Raw genomic sequence first — 23,058 nt, 5'->3', positions numbered from 1 at the left:
CCTGAGCAAGGAGATGTTGCAGCCAAGGATGCTAAATAAAAGGCCATTGCACAGGTGCCTCATGTCCTTTCCAATCGGACACGAACGCCCTGGAAAAAGTTTTGCACAAAAGGATGATCGATGTTGCCGAGCTCACGCAACCCACAATTGGCGACGATGTGTTTGTCGGCAAGGACAGCGACCTTGTCGGTCAGCGATACCAGGGTATCCAGGTCGTGAGTGACGAAAATCACCGTCAGGCCCAGGCTATGCTTGATGCTTTTGATCAGCTCCACGAATTTTTCGCTGCGATCTGGGTCTAGCCCCGCTGTCGGTTCGTCCAGTAACAGCAGCTCTGGCTCCAGCGCCAGCGCCCGCGCCAGGGCCACGCGCTTGATCATGCCGCCAGAGAGCTGGGATGGCAGTCTTGACCCCGTATCCGGCTCCATTTCCACCAGCGAGAGCTTGTGCAGCACGAGCTGGTGGATGGTGGCTTCGTCGAACTGCTTGAGCTCGCGCAGTGGAAAGGCAATATTGTCGAACACGGTCAGGGCGGAAAACAGTGCACCCTGCTGGAACAACATGCCTAGCCGGTTCATCAGGCGTTGCTGTGGCACGCGATCCATTTCATGCAGATTCTTGCCAAACAGCAAGACCTCTCCCTTGGTCGGGCGTGTCAGGCCTACGATGTGGCGCAGCAGTGTGGTTTTGCCGCTGCCCGACCCCCCGACCAGGGAGATGATTTCTCCCGCATTGATGCTGAGATCGAGATCCTGGTGCACGACATTGCTGCCGAACACGGTCCAGACTTTCCTGATTTCGCAGATGGGGCGAGTGTGTTGACTGTTCATGGCCTCTACACTCCGATGCCGCTGGTGATGATGGCGAAAGCGGCATCAATCAGGATGACGCAGGTGATCGCCGTGACCACGGAGCTCGTGGTGCTGCGGCTGAGGCTTTCAGTGTTCGGCTTGATGCGCAGGCCGAAGTGACAGGCCATCACCGCGACAATGAATCCGAACATGACGCCCTTGATCAGGCCCAGGGTGATATTGACCGGCTGTACGACGGCTGCCAGGTAGTCGAAAAAGAAGCGAAAGCCGAGGCCCAGCTCGATATTGGCCGATAATGCGCCGCCCAGCAGGGCCCAGCACGAGGTCCAGATCACCAGGAAGGGGGCAATCACCGTCAGTCCAAGTACCTTGGGCAGAACCACGCGCAGGATGCGCGAGATTCCCATGGTGGCAAGTGCGTCGATTTCCTCCGTCACCCGCATGACGCCGATCTGGGCTGCCATGGAGGAGCCAGAGCGCCCTGCGACCAGTACGGCCATGAGGATGGGGCCGAGCTCGCGGATAACTGCCAGCCCGAGGATATTGACGATGAAGATGTCAGCGCCGAAGGTGCGCAGCTGGGTAGCCATCAGATAGCTCATGGCAATCCCGATCATGAAGCCAAGCAGCGCGGTGACAGGCAGTGCGGTAACGCCGCTCTTGTAGATATTGGCGCTGAACTCCCGCCACGGAAAATCCTGGGGGCGGCGCAGCAGGTAGCCCAACTCCAGCACCAGTAGTCCGATCAGCTTGACGAAGTCGACGACATGACTGGAAATGAAGATGGTCAATTTTCCGAACCCGGCCACCAGCTTGAGCCAGTCGAAACGTGGTGGTTTTTCGGCGACCGTCGTTGTCTCAATGGACGCTAGCGTATCGAACAGGGCCACTTGCTCGTCAGTGAGCGTTACCCTGCCTTCCATCTTTCCCTGCCAGCCGTTCCATAGCACCGCTGCGCCGGCGGTATCCAGTTGCTCGACCTGGGTCAGGTCCCATTGCGCTTTTTCATCGGAAAAATACGGTTTGAGGGCCCGGCGCAACTCGGCAAAGTCGTTATCCAAGGCGCGCAAGGACCATTGTCCGTTAAGCACAATGCGCTTACCACCCTGGGTATCATCCTCTACCTGAAAACTCGCTGCAGCCATGAGCATCCTCTGGTGAATGGGCGCCAGTCTTGCCGCAAGAGGCGTGGTCGCAAGACTGGCGTGGCATCGGCAGCCGACGACTGCCGATGGGTTGGTTATAACATAGGTTAAGGCAGCCTAGATCTTGCCATCCAGGCCCATCTGGAAATATTTGTGGACGATTTTGTCCTGGTTCTCCAGCAGCCAGTCGATATCCGGCTTGTTGCTCATTGCCTTGTGGATGGCATTGGCAGTTGCCTTGCGGTGGATGTCGAACAGGATCTTGTGATCGAGATCGTCCTGTTCGGCCACGATCGGGTTGAGCCAGACGGAAACGATGATGCCAAGGTCGTTGGCTTTCTCCTTGGGGATGTCGCCGTTACGCACGGCATCCAGGACGCCGTTGGCGATCGCGGCCTGCACTGTTCCCATGAGGATGTTGGTATAGCGCTCGTTCTTGACAGTTACCTTGCTCACCATGATGGTGGCAGGGCGAACCATGATGTCGGTATTGAGGATGGCCAGCACGCGTGAGTGGCCCTTGACCTGGTCGCCGAGCAGCGTGCCGAAAGCCGTGCCCATGGGGCCGTCCATTTCACCGATGATGACTTCGGGTTCTGCTGCCGTGCCTGGAGGACCTCCTGCTACCAGAGCTTCGCCGACACGCATGAAAATCTTGTCACTCATTGTTTCTCCTTGCTTGATGGGATGGATAACGAAATTGATCGATCACTTACTTTTAACCGAAATCCGGCGCAATTGCAAAAATGTTGACTGACCACTCAATGACACCAGCGGCAGGCTATAATTTCCCAGCTTACATTTTTAAGGGCAACACTCATGAAAAGTTATCGTAAAGAGCTGTGGTTCAATGCACCTTCGCGTGTGGCATTCATCAACATCACACACGAGGTCGAGGCTTGCCTGCGAGAGAGCGGCGTGAGGGAAGGCCTGGTACTGGTCAACGCCATGCACATCACGGCCAGCGTTTTCATCAACGATGACGAATCCGGACTGCATCATGACTATCGCGAGTGGCTTGAGCGCCTCGCGCCACATGAGCCTATCCGCAACTATCGGCACAATGATACCGGTGAAGACAATGCTGATGCCCATATGAAGCGCCAGATAATGGGGCGTGAGGTCGTGGTCGCAGTGACCGATGGCCAGCTGGACTTCGGCCCATGGGAGCAGATTTTCTACGGTGAGTTCGACGGACGCCGCAACAAGCGGGTGCTGGTGAAGATCATTGGTGAATAGATGGTGAAACACCGCGTGCTGGTCGTCATGGCTCATCCCATGCTAGAGAGCTCGCGGGTAAACCGAGCGTTGCTGGATGCCGCGCAAGGTTGCGAGGGCATCCAGGTACATGACCTGTACACTCATTACCCGGAACAGATGATCGATGTGGCGCATGAGCAGGCGCTAGTCGATACGCATGACATCCTGGTGTTCCAACACCCCATGTATTGGTATTCCTGTCCTGCCCTGCTCAAGAGCTGGTTTGACTCTGTGCTGAGCTATGGCTGGGCATATGGCGGCAGTGCCAACAAGCTCTCGGAAAAGGCATGGGTGCATACGGTGTCTACAGGCGGGTCTGAACGTGTCTACCAGCGGCGCGGATACAATTGTTTTTCCATCGCTGAACTGCTGCGACCTTTCGAGCAGACAGCACGATTGTGCGGCATGCGCTATTTGCAACCTTTTCTGGTGCAGTCTGCAGACACGCTGAGTGATGAGACATTGCAAGAGTATGCAGCCAGCTATGCAGCATGGCTGGATGGGCTGGCAAAGGGAAGCTGGCCGCCACAGGTTGACAGCCTGCAGTCGGAAGAGGCGCATTATCTGGCACCTGCTGATGGTGCAGGCGCTTCCTGATGGCTGAACCCCAGATTTCTTCGCTGTTGCTGCAAAGCGCTATTTACCTTGGTGCTGCCGTGATCGCTGTTCCTGTTTTCCGACGGATTGGGCTCGGTTCCGTGCTGGGGTACCTGTTTGCCGGCGTTGTGATCGGGCCTTGGGGCCTGGGCCTGGTGGCAGATGCCGAAGCTGTCATGCATTTTTCCGAATTCGGCGTGGTCATGATGCTGTTCCTAATCGGTCTCGAGATTGAGCCCGACAAGCTGATGGCATTGCGACTTCCCATCTTTGGCATGGGCGGATTGCAGGTGGTGCTGACTGCAGCGCTGGTGTATGGTGCCGGGATTGCCATCGGCCTAGATTGGCGATTGTCGCTGGTGGCGGGCATGGGTGTGGCCATGTCGTCGACGGCAATCGCCATGCAGATACTCACGGAGCAGGGTGCGTTGAATCGCCCGTCCGGGCGATCTGCGTTCTCGGTGCTGCTGTTCCAGGATCTGGCAGTGATCCCCATCATGATCCTGTTGCTGGTGATTGCGCCTGGAGCGCATACCGCGCATGGCGTCCACATGGATTGGTTTGCCATCCTCAAAGCGGTGTCACTGGTGGTGTTGCTGGTACTGGGTGGGCGATACCTGTTGCGGCCCGTGCTGCGATACACTGCCAACACCAAGCTACGCGAGATATTCATCGCCTTCGCCCTGTTCCTGATTATTGGCGTTTCCATCCTCATGACCCTGGTTGGCCTGTCCATGGCGCTGGGCGCCTTCATTGCCGGGGTGCTGCTGGCGGATTCAGAATACCGGCAGGAGCTGGAGCTGGACATCGAGCCTTTCAAAGGACTACTCCTCGGGCTGTTCTTTATTTCGGTGGGGATGTCGATCAATATTGACTTGATATTGCAGCAGCCGGAATTGGTCTTGGGTCTGGCACTGGTATTGGTGCTGTTCAAGCTGGTGTTGCTCTTCTGTCTTGCTAAGGTTTTCCGTCTTGATAATGCCGGTGGACTCATGTTTGCGGTGACCCTGTCGCAGGTGGGCGAGTTTGCGTTTGTCATTTTCAGTGCGGCACTCGATGCCAAGGTCATCAGCGGTGAGCATGGTGCACTGCTCAATTCGGTCGTTGCACTGTCGATGGTGACAACGCCTTTGTTGCTGTTGGGCTTCCGTGGCGTCTATCGCCGCAGATTGCAACAACGTCGTAGCAGCAGGGGACACGATGAATTCGAAGAGGCACGCCCGGTGATCGTGGCTGGTTTTGGGCGCGTGGGGCAGATCATTACCCGCTTGCTGACGAGTGTCGGTGTCGAGCCTACCGTGATCGAGCATGACCCCAACCAGATCGAGCTCATGCGCAGCTTCGGTTACCATGCCTATTATGGCGATATCACGCGGCCGGATGTGTTGCGGGCGGCGGGTATCGCGAATGCTAGGTTGCTGATTCTCGCCATCGACGATGCCGATGCAGCGCTGGAGACAGCGCGCTACGTACGCGAGCATTATCCGCAAGTCAAGATTCTGGCCCGTGCGCGTAACCGTACCTATGTGTTCGACTATATGGATATGGAGATAGACTGCGTACGCGAGACATTCCTCAGTGCAGTGCATCTGGGGGAGAAAGCATTGCGCGAAATGGGCTATTCCCCGTTTCATGCCTACCGTACTGCATGGAAGTTCAGGCAGGATGACGAGAAATTGATGCACAACTTGCATCCCATCCATACTGATATGCAGAAAGTGGTGTCCTATAGTGTACGCACGCGGCAAGACTTGCAACGTACTTTGTCGCGCGAGATGGAAGATGCAATTGCCGGCCAGGGTCGCAATGCCTGGGAAGGGCGGCCACCAAGTGACACGCCCGAGGAAAAGGGGTGAGGTTTACTGCCTGGGCGGTGGCCTAGCTCTGGATATAGCTTTCCAGCTGCTTGATCAGAAACTCCTGATAAGCGATGGTTTCCTTGACCAGGTCGCCGATCGAGAGCAGGCCGACCAGTTTTTCACCCTCCAACACCGGCAAGTGGCGGATGCGCTTGCCCGACATCAGGTTCATGCAATGCTCCACCGTGTCGTCAGGGCTGACGGTGATCAATTGCACTGACATGATATCGCCCACGGTCGTGGTCTTGGAGGTCTTGCCTTTGATGACCACTTCGCGCGCATAGTCGCGTTCAGAAAATATACCCACCATCTTGTCGCGCTGCATGACCACCAGTGCGCCGATATGGTGCTCGGCCATGAGCAGCAAGGCGTCATAGACCAGGCTTTCCGGTGCGACGGAATAGACGGTACTGCCTTTGGTTTCCAGAACTTGCCTCACGGTTTTCATGTTGGCTACTCCTTACGTTTTCTTGGCGTAAACCAATATACACCTTAACTGCATCGGGTTAAATGTAACGTTGGCGGATGCAAGGAAACTACCCCCCCCTGAGAATGACGGTTGACATAATTAGTCGGCTAATTATAATGTGACTAATTATGCTGCAGCTCAGAGATCTTCCCAGCAAGGCCGTCCTGGACAAGTTTTCCGCACGCTATCCTGAAGCGGATGTCAGTGCGGTATCGTCTTTCCTGCACCTACTGCGTGTTGCAAGTGATCTTTCCCTTGCGCTGGATGCATGCCTGAGCCAACATGGCCTTCTGCAGGGGCGCTGGTGGGTGTTGATCCTGCTGATGCGCGAAGAGAACGGCATCTCCTTGCCTTCCGTGCTGGCAGAGAAGGCTGGCGTCAGCCGTGCCACGATGACTGGGCTGATTGACGGCCTGGAGCGTGACGGCCTGGTGGAACGTATTTTTGACCGGGATGACCGCCGAAGGGTATCCATACGCCTGACGGCAGCGGGACAGGAAAAGCTGGATCAGGTGATGCCGGATTATTACACGCGTTTGCGCCAGTGCATGGCTGCAGTGAATGAGGAGGAAAGGGTTTTATTGGGCGGTATTTTGGGCAAGCTCAATGCAGGGATCTCGGCTTTCGATGTGCCTGGCAGCATGCGTACGGGCACATGACGGTCGACGGTGGCGTGAAGTTTGTATTCTTAATATTAATTTAGGAGAGGAGCACTACTATGAAAATCAGCAAGGTTATTGTCTCTATCGTGTTGCTGGCATTGGTGGCGGTTGCCGCCGTTGCTGTCTACAAATGTAATGCCAAGCCGAATGAAGAAGAGGCCAGGGCGATCGTCAGCAAGCTCAACAGTGCTTGGGATGCCGCATTTGCAGAAGCTTCCGCAGGTACGCTCGCCTCCTACTACGATGCCAATGGCAGCTTGCTGCCTGCTGGTGGAGAGCAAGTCACCGGCAACAATGATATTGCGGATTTCTGGTCTGGCTTGTTTGCCAAGGGTTTTGCTGAGCATCAGATTACCACCGTGGAAACCGGTATCGTCGGCAATACTATCTATCAACGCGGGAAATGGAGCGCAGTGCTCAAAAGCGCGGACAGCGAGCCTCAGCAATTCAGCGGCAACCTACATATTCTCTATAAGAAACAGGACGACGGCAGCTGGAAGATTCTGACGCATACCTGGAATTAACCTTTCATTATCAAGGAATCGTAATGACTACTTCGGATTTCAAGGCTACCGCCGAACGCCTCAACCAAGCGTGGGACGCCGCCTTCAATGCCAAGGACCATGCCTTGGTCGTTTCTTTTTACGATGATGCTGCCACCGTTATGCCTGCCGGTGGTGCGCCGCAGGTGACTGGTAGGGAGGCGCTGTTGAGCTTCTGGAAAACTGCGATTGCACAAGGCATCATCGACCACAAGCTGGAGTTGGTGGATGCACAGGCTGACGGCAACCTCGCTTTCCAGCGCGGACACTGGAGCGCGGCCGTGATTGATGCCCAAGGTACCCGGCAGAGCTTCAATGGTAATGTGCACCTGCTGTACAAGAAACAGGCCGATGGCAGCTGGAAACTATTGAGCCATATCTGGAATTAGAGCCACTGACGCAGCCCCTCCGACTTTGTTGCGCTGCCGTGCGGTATGACCTACTGCTGAGGCAGGGCAACACTGGTCGGAGCGTTTGCCTTTTCTCGATTGCTCTTGATGTGTTAACTAAGGCCTTGGGCCAGGAATCGACATGAAAGCGGGAACCTCGACCACGTTGCGCGCCTTTGCAGCCTTGCTGCTGCTGGCAGTGCTCTGGGGTTACAACTGGGTAGTCATGAAGCATGCGCTGGATTATGCCGGCGCGTTCCAGTTCGGTGCGATGCGGACGTTTTACGGCGCCGTCTGCCTCATGGCGTTATTGGTGCTGATGCGCAAGCCGCTCAAGCCACGCGAGGTACCGACGTTGATCTGGCTCGGAGTGCTGCAGACCTGCGGTTTCACCGGCCTCATCATCTGGGCTCTGGTCGAGGGCGGCGCCGGCAAGACCGCGGTGCTGACCTACACCATGCCGTTCTGGGTGATGGTGCTGGCCTGGCCATTGCTCGGTGAAAAGATTCGCGGTATCCAATGGCTGGCTGTGTTGTTCTCGGTGATGGGGCTGCTGTTCATTCTAGATCCGCTGCACCTGGGCTCAGACCTGTTCAGCATGTCGCTTGCCATCCTGGGCGGCGTATTCTGGGCGATTTCCGTCATCGTCGCAAAGAAGCTGCACCAGCGTGTTCCCGATCTTGACCTGATGTCGTTGACTGCGTGGCAAATGCTGTTCGGCTCGCTGCCTCTGGTGGCCGTCGCCTTCATTGTGCCTGCGCCACCGATAGACTGGAGCATCAATTTCATTGGCGCCGTGCTATACAACGCAGTATTGTGCAATGCGCTCGCCTGGCTGCTCTGGCTTTATGCCCTGCAGCATTTGCCTGCGGGCATCGCCAGCATGACATCATTGCTGGCCCCCGTCATCGGTGTGCTTGCGGCCTGGTGGCAATTGGGCGAGGAGCCGGAGCGAGGCGAAGTTATCGGCATGATATTGATTGGAGTTGCACTGCTCATTATTTCCCTGCATAGCATGAAGCGCAGGGAAGTGGTGAATCCGGCCATGGGTCAGGACTGATGCTGGTCTAGCTGCAAGCACTATCACACGGACTAATGGTGGTATATCGTACTTCATGCTGAGTAACAATAGGGTGGCAAGGCGGCATAGCACTCCGTGAGCAGGCCTGTGGACCTCTATGGTAAAATCCGCAAGGTTTTTGCATATTTCGCAATCAAAGGATTTTACACATGGCAGGGCATTCCAAATGGGCCAACATCCAGCACCGCAAAGGTCGCCAGGATGCCAAACGTGGCAAGATATTCACCAAGCTGATCAAGGAAATCACCGTCTCCGCGCGTATGGGCGGGGGTGACGTCAATTTCAATCCGCGCCTGCGCGCTGCCGTGGCAGAAGCCAAAGAGCAGAACATGCCTGCGGAAAATATTATCCGAGCGATCAAGCGCGGTACTGGCGAACTTGAAGGTGTCAATTACGAGGAAATCCGCTATGAGGGTTATGGCATTAACGGCGCAGCCCTCATTATCGATTGTCTGACTGACAATAAGCAGCGTGCCGTTGCCGATGTGCGCCATGTATTGAGCAAGCATGGTGGCAACCTTGGAACTGACGGTTGTGTTGCCTTCATGTTCAAGCATTGCGGCGTACTGGTTTTCGAGCCAGGCACCAGTGAAGACCAGGTAATGGAGGCTGCGTTGGAAGCCGGGGCTGAAGATGTCATTACCGACGAAGACGGTAGTATCGAGGTGATCACTGCTCCCGGAGACTTCACTGCGGTGAAGGAGGCGCTGGAAGCTGCAGGGTTGAAGCCAGTGCTGGCCGAGGTGACCATGAAGCCTGATAATGAAACCGTATTCAGCGGTGAAGATGGGGTCAAAATGCAGAAGCTGCTCGATGCGTTGGAAGACCTTGATGACGTGCAGGAAGTCTATACCACGGCAGTCATCGAGGAGTAATGACATTCCGCATTCTCGGTATCGACCCCGGCCTGCGCTTGACAGGCTTCGGTGTCATTGAGAAAACCGGCGAGAAGCTTGCCTATGTGGCCAGCGGCACCATCAAGACCACAACCGGCAAAGGCAGCGAAATCGAAGATTTGCCTACCCGCCTCAAGATCATCCTGGATAGCCTGGCGGAAGTGATTGATAACTACCAGCCACAACAGGCGGCGATCGAGAAGGTATTTGTCAACGTCAATCCCCAGTCTACCTTGTTGCTGGGTCAGGCGCGTGGTGCAGCCATCAGCGCCCTGGTATTGCAAGGCTTGCCGATTGCCGAATATACCGCGCTGCAGGTCAAGCAGTCGGTCGTTGGTCATGGTCATGCGGCGAAGGACCAAGTGCAGGAGATGGTAAAGCGTCTGCTGAACCTGCCTGGCCTGCCTCGGCCGGACTCGGCAGATGCGCTGGCTTGCGCGATTTGCCATGCACATGGCGGGCAAGGCTTGGGTAAATTGGCAACGGCAGGATTCAGGGTGAAAGGTGGCAGGCTGATATGATTGCAAGATTGAGCGGTATCCTCGTCGAGAAAACGCCTCCCCAGGTGGTGATCGACTGTCACGGTGTGGGATATGAGTGCGAAGTGCCCATGAGCACTTTCTACAACTTGCCTGCTACCGGCGAGAAGGTTGTCCTGCTCACCCAGTTTATCGTGCGCGAAGATGCACAGTTGCTCTACGGTTTCGGCAGCGACCAGGAGCGCGCTACCTTCCGGCAATTGCTCAAAGTGAACGGCGTAGGCGCAAAGTCAGCGCTTGCTATCCTGAGTGGGTTGTCCGTGGATGACCTGGCTCAGGCGGTGGCCTTGCAGGAGACCGGTTTGCTGATCAAGGTGCCTGGCATAGGCAAAAAGACCGCCGAGCGTCTCCTGCTTGAGCTCAAGGATAAGTTTGCTATCGACGGCGGTACAGCCCTGGCTGGCAGCAATCCGGCCAAGTCGGCTAGCAGCGATGTGCTCAATGCTTTGCTTGCGCTGGGCTATAACGAGCGCGAGGCCCTGGCTGCGGTCAAGCAGCTTCCTGCCGACATTGCGGTTGCCGAAGGCATCAAGCTCTCACTCAAGTCGCTTTCCAAAACATAAGCTAAAATACCTCAGCAACTTTCAGGGTGAGCGCAGCGATGCCAAGTATGGATTTGACGTTGACTTCCTCTGACTGACTGCGCTACTCGGCACAGCCAGAAGGGAGGAAAAGCCAACCCTTGGCTGCGCTCACCCTTGTTTATTGAGCGTGAGTTTTGTGGTTCAGAAAGAAAAAATGCCTGGCGATAGTTGCCAGGCATTCAAATTGCTCATTGGGATAAATCCATTGATTTGCTATCAGGCCTTGCTATAACGGTTTATCGGTCTCTGCAAACCCAGGTGCTCCCGCAATGTGCGACCCTGATATTGCGTACGGAAAATGCCGCGTCGCTGTAATTCCGGCACCACCAGCTCCGTGAAGTCGCGTAAACCGCCTGGCAGCCAGGGTGGCATCACATTGAAGCCATCGGCAGCATCCTGCTCGAACCATTCCTGGATCTTATCGGCGACCGTTTCCGGTGTACCCACGACAGTCAAATGGCCGCGTCCGCCTGCAATGCGCAGGTATAGCTGGCGTATGGTCAGGTTCTCTCCCTGGGCCAATTCGGTTAGCAACTTTTGTCGGCTTTGCTGACCGTTGTCGGTCAGGGGTAGTTCTGGCAATGGGCCATCTACTGGATAGGAAGAAAGGTCGAAATTGCCTATCATGCGCCCCAGCAATGCCAGGCCGAGTTCGGGGTCAACCAGTTCCTGCAGCTTGTTGAACTTGGCTTCGGCTTCTGCTTGCGTTCTGCCGATAATGCTGAAAATGCCAGGCATGATCTTGAGGCTGTCTGGCTGCCTGCCGTATTTTGCCAGTCGACGCTTGAGGTCGCGGTAGAAGTCCTGCGCAGATGACAGCGTGGGGTGGGCGGTGAATACCACTTCCGCCGTTTCTGCGGCCAGCTCGCGCCCTGCTTCTGAACCGCCGGCCTGCACGACCACTGGTCGTCCTTGTGGGCTGGGCGGCACATTCAACGGCCCGGCGACATTGAAATGCTTGCCGTGGTGGTTGAGCGCATGCAGCTTGCTGCGGTCAAACCATATGCCTTTCTCCTTGTCGTTGAGGAACGCGTCCTCTTCCCAGCTATCCCAGAGCCCGGTGACCACTTCATAAAACTCTCTTGCCCTGGCATAGCGCTCGGCATGGGAAACATGCTGCGGCAGGCCGAAATTGGCTGACTCGGACGCATTGTCTGAGGTCACCAGGTTCCACCCGCTGCGCCCACGCGAAATCTGGTCAAGGGAGGCGAATTTGCGCGCGATATGATAAGGCTCGTTATAGGTGGTGGTTGCCGTGCCGATGAGGCCGATGCGCTTGGTTACCGCTGCCAACGCACTGAGTAGCGTCAGTGGCTCCAGCCCCGCAGGGCCGGCCGCAGCGGTGAGCGCATCGGCAAAGAACACTGCATCGAAATGCGCTGCCTCTGCCAGAAGTGCCGCTTCCTTGTAGACGGCAAACGGGTCGTCATCCAGCACATTGTCCGGGTAGCGCCATCCGGCCACATGGTGACCATTGCGGATGAGGAACGCGCCCAGGCTGAGTTGACGGGGTTGGCTCATGATTAGAAGTCCTTCCTTACTTGAACGCCGAAGTAGCGGGCATCGTCGCGGGGGACGTAGCGCTGCGCCACGGAGGCATTGCCGGACAATGTGCTGGCATAGGAGCGATCCAGTAGGTTGCGACCAACTAGAGCAAAACGCCAGCCATCCTGTGTGGAAAGCGCTACGCTGGCGTTCCAGATACCATAGGCTTCTTGTATCGTGGCGTCGGTCTGCGGTATCAGGCTGAATTGCTGCTTGCTTTGCCAGATGTAGTCTGTGCCGAGGTCGATCACATAGCCGTTGTTGAGAGGAATGGCATAGTTGGCACGTACTGCGGATTTCCATTTCGGTGAAAACGGCAATGGCTTGCCGTTGACTTGGCAAGCGGCATCGGTCGGCGGGCAATTGAGATTGTCTATGCGTGCATCCACGTATGCCAGCGAGCCGGAGAAGCTAAGCCTGGAAGTGACTTTGGCATTGACGTCGAGCTCCACCCCTCGGGTCGAGACCTCGCCCGCATTGATCAACCGGTAGATGTAGACATTGTTACCCACATGCTCTGGTGCATTGGCCTGGTAGTTTTTGTATTTGGTGTAGAAAGCCGCGGCATTGAAAATCAGGCGATTATCGAGCAATGCCGATTTCAGGCCGATCTCGAAGGAGTTGGCGGTTTCGGGTTCCAATGGTGCCGTATCGTTGTTGCCGTCGAACATATTGAAGAACACGTTGTAGGCCGGACCTTTGTAGCCACGGGAATAGGTGGCATATACCATTGCATCCTTGCTCAAATCATATTGCGCGCCCAGTCGGCCAGAGTATTCGCTAGCGCTGGTGGTGCCTTTCCTGAGCGGCTGACTGGCCCTGACGGCGGATTGTATGCCCGAAGGGACATTGCTGTTGCGCACGTGGTCGAAGGAAAGCTCGTCATGCGTGTAACGCAGGCCTGCAATGCCGCGGAACTCGGGAGTGAAGTTCAGGGTGCTTTCGCCAAACAGCGAGATGCTGTCGTTTTCCACGCCATAGTCGGAACGCCCGAAGTAATTAGCGCCGGAAATGGTCTCAGCGTAACGCTGGTAGACTTCGTCTGTCTTGCTCTTGAGGTAATAGACTCCTGCAACATATTCCACGAATTTATCCTTGGGCGATGCGATGCGGACTTCCTGTGAGAACTGGCTGGAATCCACAGTTCCCCTGTCCCATGTCGCAGGATAGCCAGTGGCGATTCTGGCAGGGTCGTAATTGTTGCCTATCCCGGATACGGAGGTATTTTGCTTATTGTCCCAGGTGCGGAACGCCGTGATCGAGGTTAGCGTGTAGTCGTTGATGCGCCAGTCGACTTGTGCGGAAATCCCCTGGTTGGTATCGGTGACTTCGTTTTTGCCATCGCTGCGGACTGTGCGGTTGCCTTTGCTGACTTGAACTGGGCTGATGGCCTGAGTGAATGTGCTGTCGGTGGTTTGGTAAGGCACCGCGATAACACCATTGGTACCATGGGTATAGTCGGCGATCAAAGTGATATCGAGATCTTCGTTCGGTGTTAGCAGGAATTTGGCACGGGCTCCCTCACGCTCATAACCGTTGAGTCGGCCGCCAAGCAAGTTCTTCACGTTGCCGTCGTAGTCGGCCCATAAGCCGTTGATAGAGGCATATAACAGGTCAGGAACTAATGTGCCGGAAAGGCCAAAGCGTATACGCTTTTCCCCACCTTCATAGTAGGAGGTATCGACATAAGCATGGAGGTCGGCGCTAGGCTCCTTTGTGACGATATTAATCACGCCAGCAGAAGCGTTCTTGCCGAACAATGTGCCTTGCGGACCGCGCAATATCTCGATGCGTTCCACATCCATGAGGTCCAGTGTTGCCTGGCCTGGGCGGGCATAGACCACGCCATCGATCACGGTGGAAACGGTGGGTTCAATACCGGGCGAGGTGGAAATGGTACCCACGCCGCGGATGAAGATAGAGGAGTCCTTGTTGCCGCCTTGCTGGCGGAAGGTTAGGCTGGGCACCTCGTTGGCGATGGTCTGGATGCTGTTGAGGTTGGATTGTTCCAGCTTGCGCCCGTCCAGCACGGATACGGCGACGGGAATGGATTGCAGGCTGGCTTCGCGTCGGGTAGCGGTGACGGTGACTGTACCAAGCGCAGGCTGCGCTTCCTGATCGGCCGAAGTTTGCTTGTTTTCGGCTTTGGTGGTTTCTTCGACGGCAAATGCTGTCGGGATGCCGGCGGAAAGCAATGCGGCAGCGAGTGCCAGGCTGATGCCACGGCGTCTGAACGGTCGCAATTGAGTGTGGTGTGGTTTCATGCTGATTCCCCTAATTTAGTCGTGAAAATGATGTAGTCAGCCTGATACCCGTTGTCGGGAAACCAGGGGAATGGAGGGATATGCTTCATCCCTTGATGCCTCCTGTAGTAAGTCCGCTAATGACGCGTTCCTGGAACAGGATGATGAGGATGGCGAGCGGCACGATGGCAACCACCAGTGCGGCGGAGATCACCGGCCATGGAAAGGTGAATTCACCCTGATAGAGCAAAATGCCAACTGGCAGGGTGCGGCTGCCTGGGGCGGCATTCAGGGCCAGTGCCAGCAGGAATTCGTCCCACGCATTGACGAAAGCCAGGATGCCTGCCGTGAACACACCGGGAGCCGACAATGGCAGCACGATGCGGTAAAGCGCCTGCAGCCTGGTGCAACCGTCCAGCATGGCGGCATTTTCGATATCCTTGGGTACCTGCTGGAAAAAGCTTGCGAGCACGAGTGTGCATACCGGTAGGCTTTGTACGGCATAAGGCAGGATGAGTGCGCCATAGGTGTTGATCAAGCCCAGTCCGCGCATGATCTCGAACAGGGGTACCAGCAATGTTGCTGGTGGAAACATCGCAATTGCGACCAGTGCCGTGAGGGTGAGGCCGCGACGGCGCAGCCGCAGACGGGTAAGTGCGTAGGCGGCACCGGTGGCGGCAAACAAGGTCAGCAGGGTGGAAAGCAAGGCGACAGCGAAGCTATTGCCTAGGAATAGCAGCAGCGGCTGGTCGCTGAACGCATGCACGTAATTATCCAGTGTAGGGTGCTGCGGCCACCAGGTAATCGGGGTTTGGGCTAGTTCGGCATCTTGCTTGAACGAAGTCAGCAATATCCACACAGCAGGGAAGAAGCCGTTGATCAGCAGGACGGCAGCGGCAATCCAGCGCAAGGGGAGCTTCAGCATTACAGTGCCCCCTTGTAGAGCTTACGCAGGTAGACCGAACTGATGGCCATGGACAGCAGGAACAGCAGCACCGCGAGGGCCGAGCCGTAGCCGACATCCATATATTCAATGGCCGTGGTGTTGATCAGGATGGACAAGGTTTCCGTATATCGGGCCGGGCCGCCTTGCGTCATTGCATAAGGGATGTCGAAGGACTGCAGGGCGCTGATGGTGCGGAAGATCAAGGCGATCATCATGGCTGGCATCAGCAGCGGCAAGGTGACATGGCGGAATATCTGCCAACGGCTGGCGCCTTCCAGCGCCGCGGCTTCGTAAAGGCTGCGCGGGATGGTTTGCAGGCCTGCGAGCAGGATCAGCGCGACGAATGAAGAAGTTTTCCAGATGGTGGCGATGCAGATTGCAAGAAAACTCCATTGTGGTATCAGCAAAAAGGAAATCGGCGCAAAGCCGGCACGGCGCAACAAGTCGTTGACCACGCCGTATTCCGTGTTGAAGAACCATGCGAAGATCATGCCCGAGAATGCCAGGGGTATGGCCCACGGTAGCAGCAATGCCAGGCGTACGGGCCAGCGCCACTTCCATTCGCGATTGGCGAGCAGCGCCAGCCCGAGACCGACGAGCAGCGCACCAGGTACAGTCACCACGCACAAGGCAATCGTGAAGCGCACTGCGCGCCAGACATCCGGATCGCGCATGGCGTCAACGTAGTTGGAAAATCCAACGAAGGCCGGGCCGCTCTCACTGAACAGGCTGATGGAGTAAAAGCTGTCGTGGATGACTTTCGCCACCGGGTAGACCACGATCAGGGCGAGCAGTAGCACCGCAGGCAGTAACAGCCAGAATGCTAGCGATGACTCACTGACATCACTGGCACTGTTGCGTAAGTAGTTACGCCGGAGGTTGGAAAATGCGCGAAGGTTCAACGCAATATCCTTTCCAGACGACGGCTGATGTCTTCCAGGCCTTCCTCGGCTGTCAATGATCCGGCCAATACGGCCGAGGTCGAGATACGCAGTACGTCCGATACCTGCGCGTAGCGCGCGGTCAGCGGACGGGACTTTGCTTCCAGCAAGGCTGGCTTGGCATCCTTGAGTCAGGGGATCACGGCTTGGACTTCCGCATCGTCATAAAGCGGCAGGTAAGGCGGCAACAATGCGCCTTGCAAAGTAATGAAGCGCACGCTTTCAGGCGAGGCTAGGAAGCGCAAGAAATCCGCCGTTTGCGCCTTGTTGCGCGAATAGTTGGAGAGCGCCCACTGCCATCCTCCCAGGCAGGTCGCATGCTCGCCTCCTTGCACCGCCGGTATACGGATGACACCGACCTTACCCTTGACGCGGGAATCCGTATCGTTCTGGAACGCGCCCCAGGCAAAGCCCCAGTTGATGGCGAAGATCGCATTGCCAGCCTTAAACGTGTTGACGGTGTCGCCGGTCTTGACCTCGGCTACGTGGCGGCGGATCACATTCTTGTCGATCAGCCCTTTCCATAGTTGCAGGCTGCGCAACGCCGCAGGTTTGTCCAAGGCCAATTTGCCGTTGCTGTCGAGGATGTCCTTGCCCTGGCTCCAGTAAGGCAACAGGAAGCTGCACACCGTACCTTCGATCGGCGCTCCCTGGACGGAAAGCCCTTGCAGCGCAGGATTGTTCTCCTGCTTCAGGATGGTCTGCGCGGCATTTGCCAGCTCGTCCCAGGTTTGCGGTGGTGCAATGCCGTGTTGCGCCAGCAGGTCCTTGCGATAGTACATGAACATGGCATCGGTCACGGCGGGCAAGGTGTAGAGCTTGCCCTTGATCAGGTTGGTCTGGCGGTAGATGGGCAAACCGTCGGCGAGCAGCGTCTGCCTCTCCTCGCCGAAATACGGGTCTAGCGGGGCGATCCAGCCAGCGGTGGCGAATTGGTAGGGATGGACGATATCCAGCATCAAGGCGTCAAAACTGGGGTCGTGCGCATTGAGCAGGACGGAAAGGTATTTACGTTGCAGCTCTGAAGTGGCAGCGCCGCTGCCGATTTCGATGCGGACACCCGGATGGCTGGCTTCATAGCGATCAGCAAGCGCTCGGAACAGGTCAGGTCGTTGCGCCGCGCCGCCGATGAAGACGCGCAGCACTGTCTCTGCCTGCGCCGGGACGGCAACGGATACCAGTAGGGTGAGGGCAATGAGTCGGAGTACGCGAGGGAAGCTCATGCCGCTGGCTCCGTGTTGCCTGTTGGGCGAGAGGCAATGCGCGTGCCTTGTCCGTCGTCAAACCAGTGCAGGTTGGCGTGTGCTACCTGGATTTGCAGTTGCTGCCCAGGGGATACCGTCTGGTGGCCGGGCAGGCGCGCCTGCACCGTGTATTGCCCGAGGTTTGCAGTCAATTGCTCCAGCCGCAGCGTGGCAATGGTCTCCGCGCCCAAGGGCTCGATTAGTTCAACTACGGCGTTGAGGCGTAGCGCCGCCTGGCCATTGAGGGCAGCGGCGTCGATATGGATGTGCTCAGGGCGGATGCCCAGGGTGATCTGTTGTTCCGGATCGATCTCCAGATGATTGACGGGCACCGACTGCCCGGCAACAAAGGCGGATCTGTAATCGGCAGACCATTGCAGCGGCAGGTCGAGCAGGTTCATTGAAGGTGAGCCCATGAAGCCGGCCACGAAGGTGGTGGCTGGAGACTGGTAGATTTCTGCCGGTGTGCCCAATTGCTCGATGCGGCCGTGATTGATCACTGCAATGCGGTCAGCCAGCGTCATGGCTTCCACCTGGTCATGCGTGACGTAGATCATGGTCTTGCCGATGCGCTGGTGCAGGCGCTTGATTTCCATACGCATTTCCGTGCGTAGTTTGGCGTCCAGATTGGACAGCGGCTCGTCGAACAGGAACAGCTGGGCGTCGCGCACGAGTGCGCGGCCGATCGCCACGCGTTGGCGCTGGCCGCCTGAAAGCGCGGCGGGCTTGCGCTGCAACAAGGGGGTTAATTGCAAAAGCTCCGCTGCGGCGTGCACTTTCTGCTGGATTTGCTGCTTGGGGGTGCCGCGTATGCTGAGGCCAAACGCCAGGTTGTCGTAAACCGTCTTGTGCGGATAGAGCGCATAGTCCTGGAACACCAGTGCCATGTTGCGTTCGCGCGGCGGCAGGCGGTTGATGCTGCGACCGTCTAGGATCACTTGCCCCTCGTCAGCTTCTTCCAGGCCGGCCAGAATGCGTAGCAATGTGGACTTGCCACAACCAGAGGGGCCGACCAGCACAATGAATTCCCCTGATGCAATGTCCAGGTCGATCTCCTGGAGAATGCGCGTTTGGGCGAAGTGCTTGCCCAGACGCTGCAGGCTAAGCGTTGCCATGGGCGGGTGCCTGTATTAAAACTGACTTCAATATATTCAAGAACCGTTTTTCTTGAATAACATACAAATGTTTTGAAAATTTTGAAAACACTGATAATCTCAATGATGTTACCGGTAACATTGGAATGTTCCGGCAAGTCTTTGTATGTTGTCAAAGAATTAAAATGAAAATTAATATTCATAAAAATTATATACGGGCTGCGGCTGATGTCGGGTAAGCGCAAGGGATTGGGTAGGGCCACTGTGCATGATGTGGCGAAGCTGGCAGGCGTTTCATCCATTACCGTGTCGCGGTATTTCAAGCAGCCGGAAATCGTGTCCGAAGCATTGCGTGACCGCATCGCCGAGGCGGTGGCCGCGTTGGATTATTTGCCCAACCATGCAGCAGGCGGCCTGGCTTCGACCCGGGGCCGGGTTGTGGCCATGGTGATTCCCAACATCTCAGGGCCCATCTTTGCCAACACTATCCAGAGCTTCAGCGATGAGTTGAACCAGCATGGATACCAGTTGTTGCTGGCCTCAAGTTATTTCTCGATGGAAAAGGAGGAAAGTGCGGTACGCGCCTTCCTCGGCTGGTCGCCGGCGGCGTTGGTGCTGACTAGCCAGTATCACTCCGAGGGAACCGAGAGGCTGATTGCCAAGGCTGCCATGCCGGTGGTGGAAACCTGGGACTATGTGCCGGAGCGCAAGCCTGTGCAGGTAGGTTTTTCGCATGTGGAGGTGGGTCGGCAATCGGTGGAGTACCTTCATGGCAAGGGCTACAAGCGCATCGCCTATGTGCAGAACAGTCTGATAGGCGACTTGAGCGCGCTGGACCGGCGTGATGGCTATATATCGCGCATGAACGAATACGGCCTGGAGCCCTGGGTATTCGTCCCCACCCAGGCCGACCCGTTCGAGGCGGGTCGGCAGGCGGTGAACTCCTTGCTGTTGCGCCAGCGGCCTGCCGAAGCCATTGTGTTCGCCAATGACAACCTGGCTGCAGGTGGCATGCTGGCTGGCTTGCGGGCAGGCAAGCGCTTTCCCGAGGATTGTGCCATTTTCGGCTTCGGCAATTACGCTTTTTCCGAGATGCTGTTGCCTAGCTTGACTACCATCAGGTCTCCTGCAAGGGAAATCGGTGAGGTCGCCGCCTTGCGTGTATTGCAGGCATTGGGCGAAGTGCCGGCGGATGGCCCGGTGCAGCACCTCAACCTGCTGGACTGTGAATTAATTGCGCGCGAGAGCGCCTGATATTGAATGCATTTGAATTGAAGGAGCAGTGAATGACTTACCAGGCTGATGAACATCGCTATGAACAGATGCAGTACCGCCGTTGTGGCAAGAGCGGGCTCAAGCTGCCGTTGCTGTCGCTGGGCTTATGGCACAATTTTGGCGATAACACCAGTATCGCCGTGCAGCGCGACATGTTGCGCACTGCGTTTGACCTTGGCATCACCCATTTCGACCTTGCCAATAACTATGGCCCGCCGTATGGCAGCGCGGAAGCCAATTTCGGACAGTTATTCCGGCAGGATTTCCGGCCTTACCGCGACGAGTTGATCATTTCCACCAAGGCAGGCTGGGACATGTGGCCGGGTCCTTACGGGCAGGGCGGCGGTTCGCGCAAATATCTGCTTGCGAGCCTGGACCAAAGTCTGCAGCGCATGGGGCTGGACTATGTGGATATTTTCTATTCCCACCGCTTCGATGCGGAAACGCCGCTAGAGGAAACCATGGGCGCCCTCGCCAGTGCTGTGCAGCAGGGCAAGGCGCTCTATGTCGGCATTTCCTCCTACTCCCCTGCCAAAACGCTGGAAGCCTCCAGGCTGTTGCGCAAGTGGAATATTCCTTGCCTGATCCATCAACCCTCCTACAACCTGCTCAACCGCTGGATAGAGCGCGGACTGCTCGATACCTTGCAGCAAGAAGGCATAGGTTGCATCACCTTTACCGCGCTGGCCCAAGGGCTGCTCTCTGACAAATACCTCAACGGCATTCCGCAGGAGGCGCGCATCAACCGTCCTGGCGGCAACTCCATTCCTACCAGCCACTTGAGCGAGGAAAACCTCAAGCGTATTCGTGGCCTCAACGAGATTGCATTGCAGCGTGGGCAAACGCTCGCACAAATGGCGCTGGCCTGGGTACTGCGTGATGAACGCGTGACCTCCACCTTGATCGGCGCGAGCAATAGCCAGCAGATCCGCGAGAATGTTGCCGCATTGCAGAACCTTGTCTTTACGCCGGAAGAGCTGGCGGCGATAGATGTTCTTGCCCAGGAAGGAGGCATCGACCTCTGGGCCGGTTCGTCCAGCGACTGGAAATAGCCAGTCCAGAGCCTGTTCACGATATTTTCATCGGGTACGCAAGGCCCCAACATGCGCCCGTTCTGCGTTGCAGTCCTTGGCGAGGCAATCAGCATCACCTGCGAACTGCGCCTTGACCGGATGCATGTTGGGGCCTTGCCCATAGGGTTGTCTCGGCAGCGCAATGGCCGGGACGTTGCAATTCCTCGGGTAATGTCCCGGTGAAATCCACGCGCTTGATGGTTTGCACCTTGCATCACTTGCCCTGCCGGGACAACGTACCTGATGAAAATATCGTGAACAGGCTGTTGTTAAGTCCCGGAAGGTTTTTACGTTTTTTGACCTGCAAGGTAGAGAACAATCGCAGGCTTTTCTGTATCATGCGCATATGCCGCTGCGCGCAGAAGCTGCGCAGCGTTGCCAAGCAGAATCCAACCTGAATGATAGAAACCGACCGTTTAATCGCCCCATCCACCCAAGGCACGCAGGAAGAAGCGCTAGAGTGTGCCCTGCGTCCTAAAGTACTGGATGAATACGTAGGCCAGGAAAAAGCGCGCGGCCAGCTGGAAATCTTCATCAACGCCGCACGTGGCCGTTCCGAGGCGCTGGATCACGTGCTGCTGTTCGGGCCGCCGGGCCTGGGCAAGACCACGCTGGCGCATATCATCGCCAAGGAGATGGGCGTCAACATGCGCCAGACCTCGGGCCCGGTGCTGGAGCGCGCCGGCGACCTTGCGGCGCTGCTCACCAATCTTGAACCCAACGATGTCTTGTTTATCGATGAAATCCACCGGCTTTCCCCGGTCGTGGAGGAAATACTTTATCCAGCGATGGAAGATTACCGGCTGGATATCATGATCGGCGAAGGCCCCGCTGCACGTTCGGTGCGCCTCGATCTGCCTCCTTTCACCTTGGTGGGGGCGACCACCAGGGCCGGCATGCTGACCAACCCTTTGCGCGACCGTTTCGGCATCGTTTCGCGCCTGGAGTTCTACACTGCAGACGAGCTAGCCCGCATCGTTCACCGTTCCGCCGGGTTGCTGGAAGTTGCCATACAGCAGGAGGGCGCGCTGGAAATCGCGCGCCGTTCGCGCGGCACGCCGCGTATTGCCAACCGCCTGTTGCGCCGGGTGCGCGACTATGCCCAGGTGAAGTCCGACGGTGTCGTCAGCGCCGATATTGCCGACGCTGCCCTGAAAATGCTTGACGTGGACAAGCTCGGCTTCGATGTCATGGACCGCAAGCTGTTGCTAGCCGTGCTGGAGAAGTTCGACGGAGGTCCGGTGGGGCTGGATAACCTCGCAGCCGCGATCGGAGAGGAGCGCGATACCATCGAGGATGTGCTCGAGCCGTATCTGATCCAGCAAGGCTACCTCATGCGTACCCCGCGCGGGCGCATCGCCACGCAGCAGGCTTACCAACATTTCGGGTTGGCCATACCAGGCAAGATCGGGACGGGAGAGCTCTGGCAGCAATGAGCGCAAGCACGGAGTTCCGTTGGCCGGTCAGGGTTTACTACGAAGATACCGATAGCGGCGGAGTGGTTTATCACGCCAATTATCTCAAGTTCATGGAGCGTGCGCGCACCGAGTTCCTGCGTAGCCTGGGGTTTGGCCAGGCGGAACTAAGGGATGATCTCGGGGTCTTGTTCGTGGTGCGCAGCCTTGCGCTACAATACCGCCGTCCTGCGCGCTTCGATGACGCGCTGGAAGTGGTGACGCGGCTCGAGGAGCTTGGGCGCAGCCTCATGAAATTCGAGCAGAAGATCTACCGTGGCGAGCTATTGCTGACAGAGGCTACCGTGGATATCGTCTGCATCGATGCGGAGCAGTTCAGGCCGGCCGTCATCCCGCCTGCCGTGCGCAACCTGGTCAACCCTACGTGATCAACCCCAATGGAGTTTG

Annotated in this window: 25 protein-coding genes; 14 read left to right on the top strand and 11 right to left on the bottom strand. The window is 56.9% G+C overall.

Features of this window, described 5'->3' with window-relative positions; translation table 11 throughout:
* Positions 1-59 precede the first annotated feature (59 nt).
* The 3 genes from MFLA_RS12085 to fae form a co-directional block, all read right to left on the bottom strand.
* Positions 60-830 carry an ABC transporter ATP-binding protein gene (locus MFLA_RS12085; RefSeq protein WP_011480586.1) on the bottom strand — a complete coding sequence of 257 codons (771 nt, stop codon included), beginning with the start codon at positions 828-830 and terminating at the stop codon, positions 60-62.
* A gap of 5 nt (positions 831-835) precedes the next feature.
* Positions 836-1,957 carry an ABC transporter permease gene (locus MFLA_RS12080; RefSeq protein WP_011480585.1) on the bottom strand — a complete coding sequence of 374 codons (1,122 nt, stop codon included), beginning with the start codon at positions 1,955-1,957 and terminating at the stop codon, positions 836-838.
* Between the two features lie 117 nt (positions 1,958-2,074).
* The gene (gene fae / locus MFLA_RS12075) at positions 2,075-2,623 is read right to left on the bottom strand and encodes a formaldehyde-activating enzyme (RefSeq protein ID WP_011480584.1); all 549 of its coding nucleotides are present in this window, start codon (positions 2,621-2,623) and stop codon (positions 2,075-2,077) included.
* Positions 2,624-2,776: 153 nt separating this feature from the next.
* Here fae and MFLA_RS12070 point away from each other — a divergent pair, with 153 nt between their 5' ends.
* The 3 genes from MFLA_RS12070 to MFLA_RS12060 are packed head-to-tail and all read left to right on the top strand — an operon-like array spanning position 2,777 to position 5,670.
* Positions 2,777-3,196: a secondary thiamine-phosphate synthase enzyme YjbQ gene (locus MFLA_RS12070; RefSeq protein ID WP_011480583.1), complete on the top strand. Its 420-nt coding sequence runs from the start codon at positions 2,777-2,779 to the stop codon at positions 3,194-3,196.
* Positions 3,197-3,814 carry an NAD(P)H-dependent oxidoreductase gene (locus MFLA_RS12065; protein WP_011480582.1) on the top strand — a complete coding sequence of 206 codons (618 nt, stop codon included), beginning with the start codon at positions 3,197-3,199 and terminating at the stop codon, positions 3,812-3,814. It begins immediately after the preceding gene.
* A complete protein-coding gene (locus tag MFLA_RS12060) occupies positions 3,814-5,670 on the top strand; it encodes a monovalent cation:proton antiporter-2 (CPA2) family protein (protein WP_011480581.1) in 1,857 nt (618 codons plus the stop codon). Before MFLA_RS12065 ends, MFLA_RS12060 begins: the two co-directional genes overlap by 1 nt.
* A 22-nt stretch (positions 5,671-5,692) precedes the next feature.
* Here MFLA_RS12060 and MFLA_RS12055 read toward each other — a convergent pair whose 3' ends face one another.
* Positions 5,693-6,121 (bottom strand): CBS domain-containing protein, encoded by a 429-nt coding sequence (locus MFLA_RS12055; RefSeq protein WP_011480580.1) that lies wholly within the window; start codon positions 6,119-6,121, stop codon positions 5,693-5,695.
* A gap of 149 nt (positions 6,122-6,270) precedes the next feature.
* Between MFLA_RS12055 and MFLA_RS12050 the strand changes: the two genes are divergently transcribed.
* From MFLA_RS12050 to ruvA, 7 genes are all read left to right on the top strand, one after another.
* Positions 6,271-6,801, top strand: a complete 531-nt coding sequence (locus MFLA_RS12050; protein ID WP_011480579.1) for a MarR family winged helix-turn-helix transcriptional regulator — start codon at positions 6,271-6,273, stop codon at positions 6,799-6,801.
* 59 nt (positions 6,802-6,860) lie between these two features.
* A complete protein-coding gene (locus MFLA_RS12045; protein WP_011480578.1) occupies positions 6,861-7,328 on the top strand; it encodes a YybH family protein in 468 nt (155 codons plus the stop codon).
* Positions 7,329-7,351: 23 nt separating this feature from the next.
* Positions 7,352-7,735: a YybH family protein gene (locus MFLA_RS12040; RefSeq protein ID WP_011480577.1), complete on the top strand. Its 384-nt coding sequence runs from the start codon at positions 7,352-7,354 to the stop codon at positions 7,733-7,735.
* A gap of 142 nt (positions 7,736-7,877) precedes the next feature.
* Entirely contained in the window at positions 7,878-8,795 is a 918-nt protein-coding gene (locus MFLA_RS12035; RefSeq protein WP_011480576.1) for a DMT family transporter, read from the top strand.
* A gap of 170 nt (positions 8,796-8,965) precedes the next feature.
* Positions 8,966-9,691, top strand: coding sequence for a YebC/PmpR family DNA-binding transcriptional regulator (locus tag MFLA_RS12030; protein WP_011480575.1), 726 nt, complete (start codon positions 8,966-8,968; stop codon positions 9,689-9,691).
* Positions 9,691-10,233, top strand: coding sequence for a crossover junction endodeoxyribonuclease RuvC (ruvC, locus tag MFLA_RS12025; protein ID WP_011480574.1), 543 nt, complete (start codon positions 9,691-9,693; stop codon positions 10,231-10,233). Before MFLA_RS12030 ends, ruvC begins: the two co-directional genes overlap by 1 nt.
* Positions 10,230-10,814 carry a Holliday junction branch migration protein RuvA gene (gene ruvA / locus MFLA_RS12020; protein WP_011480573.1) on the top strand — a complete coding sequence of 195 codons (585 nt, stop codon included), beginning with the start codon at positions 10,230-10,232 and terminating at the stop codon, positions 10,812-10,814. Before ruvC ends, ruvA begins: the two co-directional genes overlap by 4 nt.
* 237 nt (positions 10,815-11,051) lie before the next feature.
* Here the strand turns inward: ruvA and MFLA_RS12015 are convergent, their stop codons facing one another.
* From MFLA_RS12015 to MFLA_RS11990, 7 genes are all read right to left on the bottom strand, one after another.
* Positions 11,052-12,356 (bottom strand): LLM class flavin-dependent oxidoreductase, encoded by a 1,305-nt coding sequence (locus tag MFLA_RS12015; RefSeq protein ID WP_011480572.1) that lies wholly within the window; start codon positions 12,354-12,356, stop codon positions 11,052-11,054.
* 2 nt (positions 12,357-12,358) lie between these two features.
* Positions 12,359-14,644, bottom strand: coding sequence for a TonB-dependent receptor (locus MFLA_RS12010; protein ID WP_011480571.1), 2,286 nt, complete (start codon positions 14,642-14,644; stop codon positions 12,359-12,361).
* An 85-nt stretch (positions 14,645-14,729) separates the two neighbouring features.
* Positions 14,730-15,548, bottom strand: a complete 819-nt coding sequence (locus tag MFLA_RS12005; protein ID WP_011480570.1) for a carbohydrate ABC transporter permease — start codon at positions 15,546-15,548, stop codon at positions 14,730-14,732.
* Positions 15,548-16,471, bottom strand: a complete 924-nt coding sequence (locus MFLA_RS12000; RefSeq protein WP_011480569.1) for a carbohydrate ABC transporter permease — start codon at positions 16,469-16,471, stop codon at positions 15,548-15,550. The genes MFLA_RS12005 and MFLA_RS12000 overlap by 1 nt, the downstream gene beginning before the upstream one ends.
* A complete protein-coding gene (locus tag MFLA_RS14700) occupies positions 16,468-16,620 on the bottom strand; it encodes a hypothetical protein (RefSeq protein ID WP_195742001.1) in 153 nt (50 codons plus the stop codon). The genes MFLA_RS12000 and MFLA_RS14700 overlap by 4 nt, the downstream gene beginning before the upstream one ends.
* 21 nt (positions 16,621-16,641) lie before the next feature.
* Entirely contained in the window at positions 16,642-17,733 is a 1,092-nt protein-coding gene (locus tag MFLA_RS11995) for an extracellular solute-binding protein (protein WP_011480568.1), read from the bottom strand.
* Positions 17,730-18,869 carry an ABC transporter ATP-binding protein gene (locus tag MFLA_RS11990; protein WP_011480567.1) on the bottom strand — a complete coding sequence of 380 codons (1,140 nt, stop codon included), beginning with the start codon at positions 18,867-18,869 and terminating at the stop codon, positions 17,730-17,732. Before MFLA_RS11990 ends, MFLA_RS11995 begins: the two co-directional genes overlap by 4 nt.
* Before the next feature lie 207 nt (positions 18,870-19,076).
* Between MFLA_RS11990 and MFLA_RS11985 the strand changes: the two genes are divergently transcribed.
* The 4 genes from MFLA_RS11985 (at position 19,077) to ybgC (ending at position 23,039) form a co-directional block, all read left to right on the top strand.
* Entirely contained in the window at positions 19,077-20,102 is a 1,026-nt protein-coding gene (locus MFLA_RS11985; protein WP_011480566.1) for a LacI family DNA-binding transcriptional regulator, read from the top strand.
* 32 nt (positions 20,103-20,134) lie between these two features.
* Positions 20,135-21,175: an L-glyceraldehyde 3-phosphate reductase gene (gene mgrA / locus MFLA_RS11980; protein WP_011480565.1), complete on the top strand. Its 1,041-nt coding sequence runs from the start codon at positions 20,135-20,137 to the stop codon at positions 21,173-21,175.
* A gap of 419 nt (positions 21,176-21,594) precedes the next feature.
* Positions 21,595-22,632, top strand: coding sequence for a Holliday junction branch migration DNA helicase RuvB (gene ruvB / locus MFLA_RS11975; protein ID WP_011480564.1), 1,038 nt, complete (start codon positions 21,595-21,597; stop codon positions 22,630-22,632).
* Positions 22,629-23,039 carry a tol-pal system-associated acyl-CoA thioesterase gene (ybgC, locus tag MFLA_RS11970; protein ID WP_011480563.1) on the top strand — a complete coding sequence of 137 codons (411 nt, stop codon included), beginning with the start codon at positions 22,629-22,631 and terminating at the stop codon, positions 23,037-23,039. The genes ruvB and ybgC overlap by 4 nt, the downstream gene beginning before the upstream one ends.
* The last annotated feature ends 19 nt before the right edge of the window (positions 23,040-23,058 follow it).

The sequence above is a fragment of the Methylobacillus flagellatus KT genome (assembly GCF_000013705.1).
Lineage (GTDB): Bacteria > Pseudomonadota > Gammaproteobacteria > Burkholderiales > Methylophilaceae > Methylobacillus > Methylobacillus flagellatus.
Note: the sequence above shows the minus strand (reverse complement) of the source record. Positions and strands in the feature narration are given on the sequence as shown.

What these genes read in the sequence shown, in the direction of transcription:
- MFLA_RS12085 (WP_011480586.1), bottom strand. Translation starts at nt 830, where the DNA reads ATGAACAGTCAACACACTCGCCCCATCTGCGAAATCAGGAAAGTCTGG.
- MFLA_RS12080 (WP_011480585.1), bottom strand. Translation starts at nt 1,957, where the DNA reads ATGGCTGCAGCGAGTTTTCAGGTAGAGGATGATACCCAGGGTGGTAAG.
- fae (WP_011480584.1), bottom strand. Translation starts at nt 2,623, where the DNA reads ATGAGTGACAAGATTTTCATGCGTGTCGGCGAAGCTCTGGTAGCAGGA.
- MFLA_RS12070 (WP_011480583.1), top strand. Translation starts at nt 2,777, where the DNA reads ATGAAAAGTTATCGTAAAGAGCTGTGGTTCAATGCACCTTCGCGTGTG.
- MFLA_RS12065 (WP_011480582.1), top strand. Translation starts at nt 3,197, where the DNA reads ATGGTGAAACACCGCGTGCTGGTCGTCATGGCTCATCCCATGCTAGAG.
- MFLA_RS12060 (WP_011480581.1), top strand. Translation starts at nt 3,814, where the DNA reads ATGGCTGAACCCCAGATTTCTTCGCTGTTGCTGCAAAGCGCTATTTAC.
- MFLA_RS12055 (WP_011480580.1), bottom strand. Translation starts at nt 6,121, where the DNA reads ATGAAAACCGTGAGGCAAGTTCTGGAAACCAAAGGCAGTACCGTCTAT.
- MFLA_RS12050 (WP_011480579.1), top strand. Translation starts at nt 6,271, where the DNA reads ATGCTGCAGCTCAGAGATCTTCCCAGCAAGGCCGTCCTGGACAAGTTT.
- MFLA_RS12045 (WP_011480578.1), top strand. Translation starts at nt 6,861, where the DNA reads ATGAAAATCAGCAAGGTTATTGTCTCTATCGTGTTGCTGGCATTGGTG.
- MFLA_RS12040 (WP_011480577.1), top strand. Translation starts at nt 7,352, where the DNA reads ATGACTACTTCGGATTTCAAGGCTACCGCCGAACGCCTCAACCAAGCG.
- MFLA_RS12035 (WP_011480576.1), top strand. Translation starts at nt 7,878, where the DNA reads ATGAAAGCGGGAACCTCGACCACGTTGCGCGCCTTTGCAGCCTTGCTG.
- MFLA_RS12030 (WP_011480575.1), top strand. Translation starts at nt 8,966, where the DNA reads ATGGCAGGGCATTCCAAATGGGCCAACATCCAGCACCGCAAAGGTCGC.
- ruvC (WP_011480574.1), top strand. Translation starts at nt 9,691, where the DNA reads ATGACATTCCGCATTCTCGGTATCGACCCCGGCCTGCGCTTGACAGGC.
- ruvA (WP_011480573.1), top strand. Translation starts at nt 10,230, where the DNA reads ATGATTGCAAGATTGAGCGGTATCCTCGTCGAGAAAACGCCTCCCCAG.
- MFLA_RS12015 (WP_011480572.1), bottom strand. Translation starts at nt 12,356, where the DNA reads ATGAGCCAACCCCGTCAACTCAGCCTGGGCGCGTTCCTCATCCGCAAT.
- MFLA_RS12010 (WP_011480571.1), bottom strand. Translation starts at nt 14,644, where the DNA reads ATGAAACCACACCACACTCAATTGCGACCGTTCAGACGCCGTGGCATC.
- MFLA_RS12005 (WP_011480570.1), bottom strand. Translation starts at nt 15,548, where the DNA reads ATGCTGAAGCTCCCCTTGCGCTGGATTGCCGCTGCCGTCCTGCTGATC.
- MFLA_RS11995 (WP_011480568.1), bottom strand. Translation starts at nt 17,733, where the DNA reads ATGAGCTTCCCTCGCGTACTCCGACTCATTGCCCTCACCCTACTGGTA.
- MFLA_RS11990 (WP_011480567.1), bottom strand. Translation starts at nt 18,869, where the DNA reads ATGGCAACGCTTAGCCTGCAGCGTCTGGGCAAGCACTTCGCCCAAACG.
- MFLA_RS11985 (WP_011480566.1), top strand. Translation starts at nt 19,077, where the DNA reads ATGTCGGGTAAGCGCAAGGGATTGGGTAGGGCCACTGTGCATGATGTG.
- mgrA (WP_011480565.1), top strand. Translation starts at nt 20,135, where the DNA reads ATGACTTACCAGGCTGATGAACATCGCTATGAACAGATGCAGTACCGC.
- ruvB (WP_011480564.1), top strand. Translation starts at nt 21,595, where the DNA reads ATGATAGAAACCGACCGTTTAATCGCCCCATCCACCCAAGGCACGCAG.
- ybgC (WP_011480563.1), top strand. Translation starts at nt 22,629, where the DNA reads ATGAGCGCAAGCACGGAGTTCCGTTGGCCGGTCAGGGTTTACTACGAA.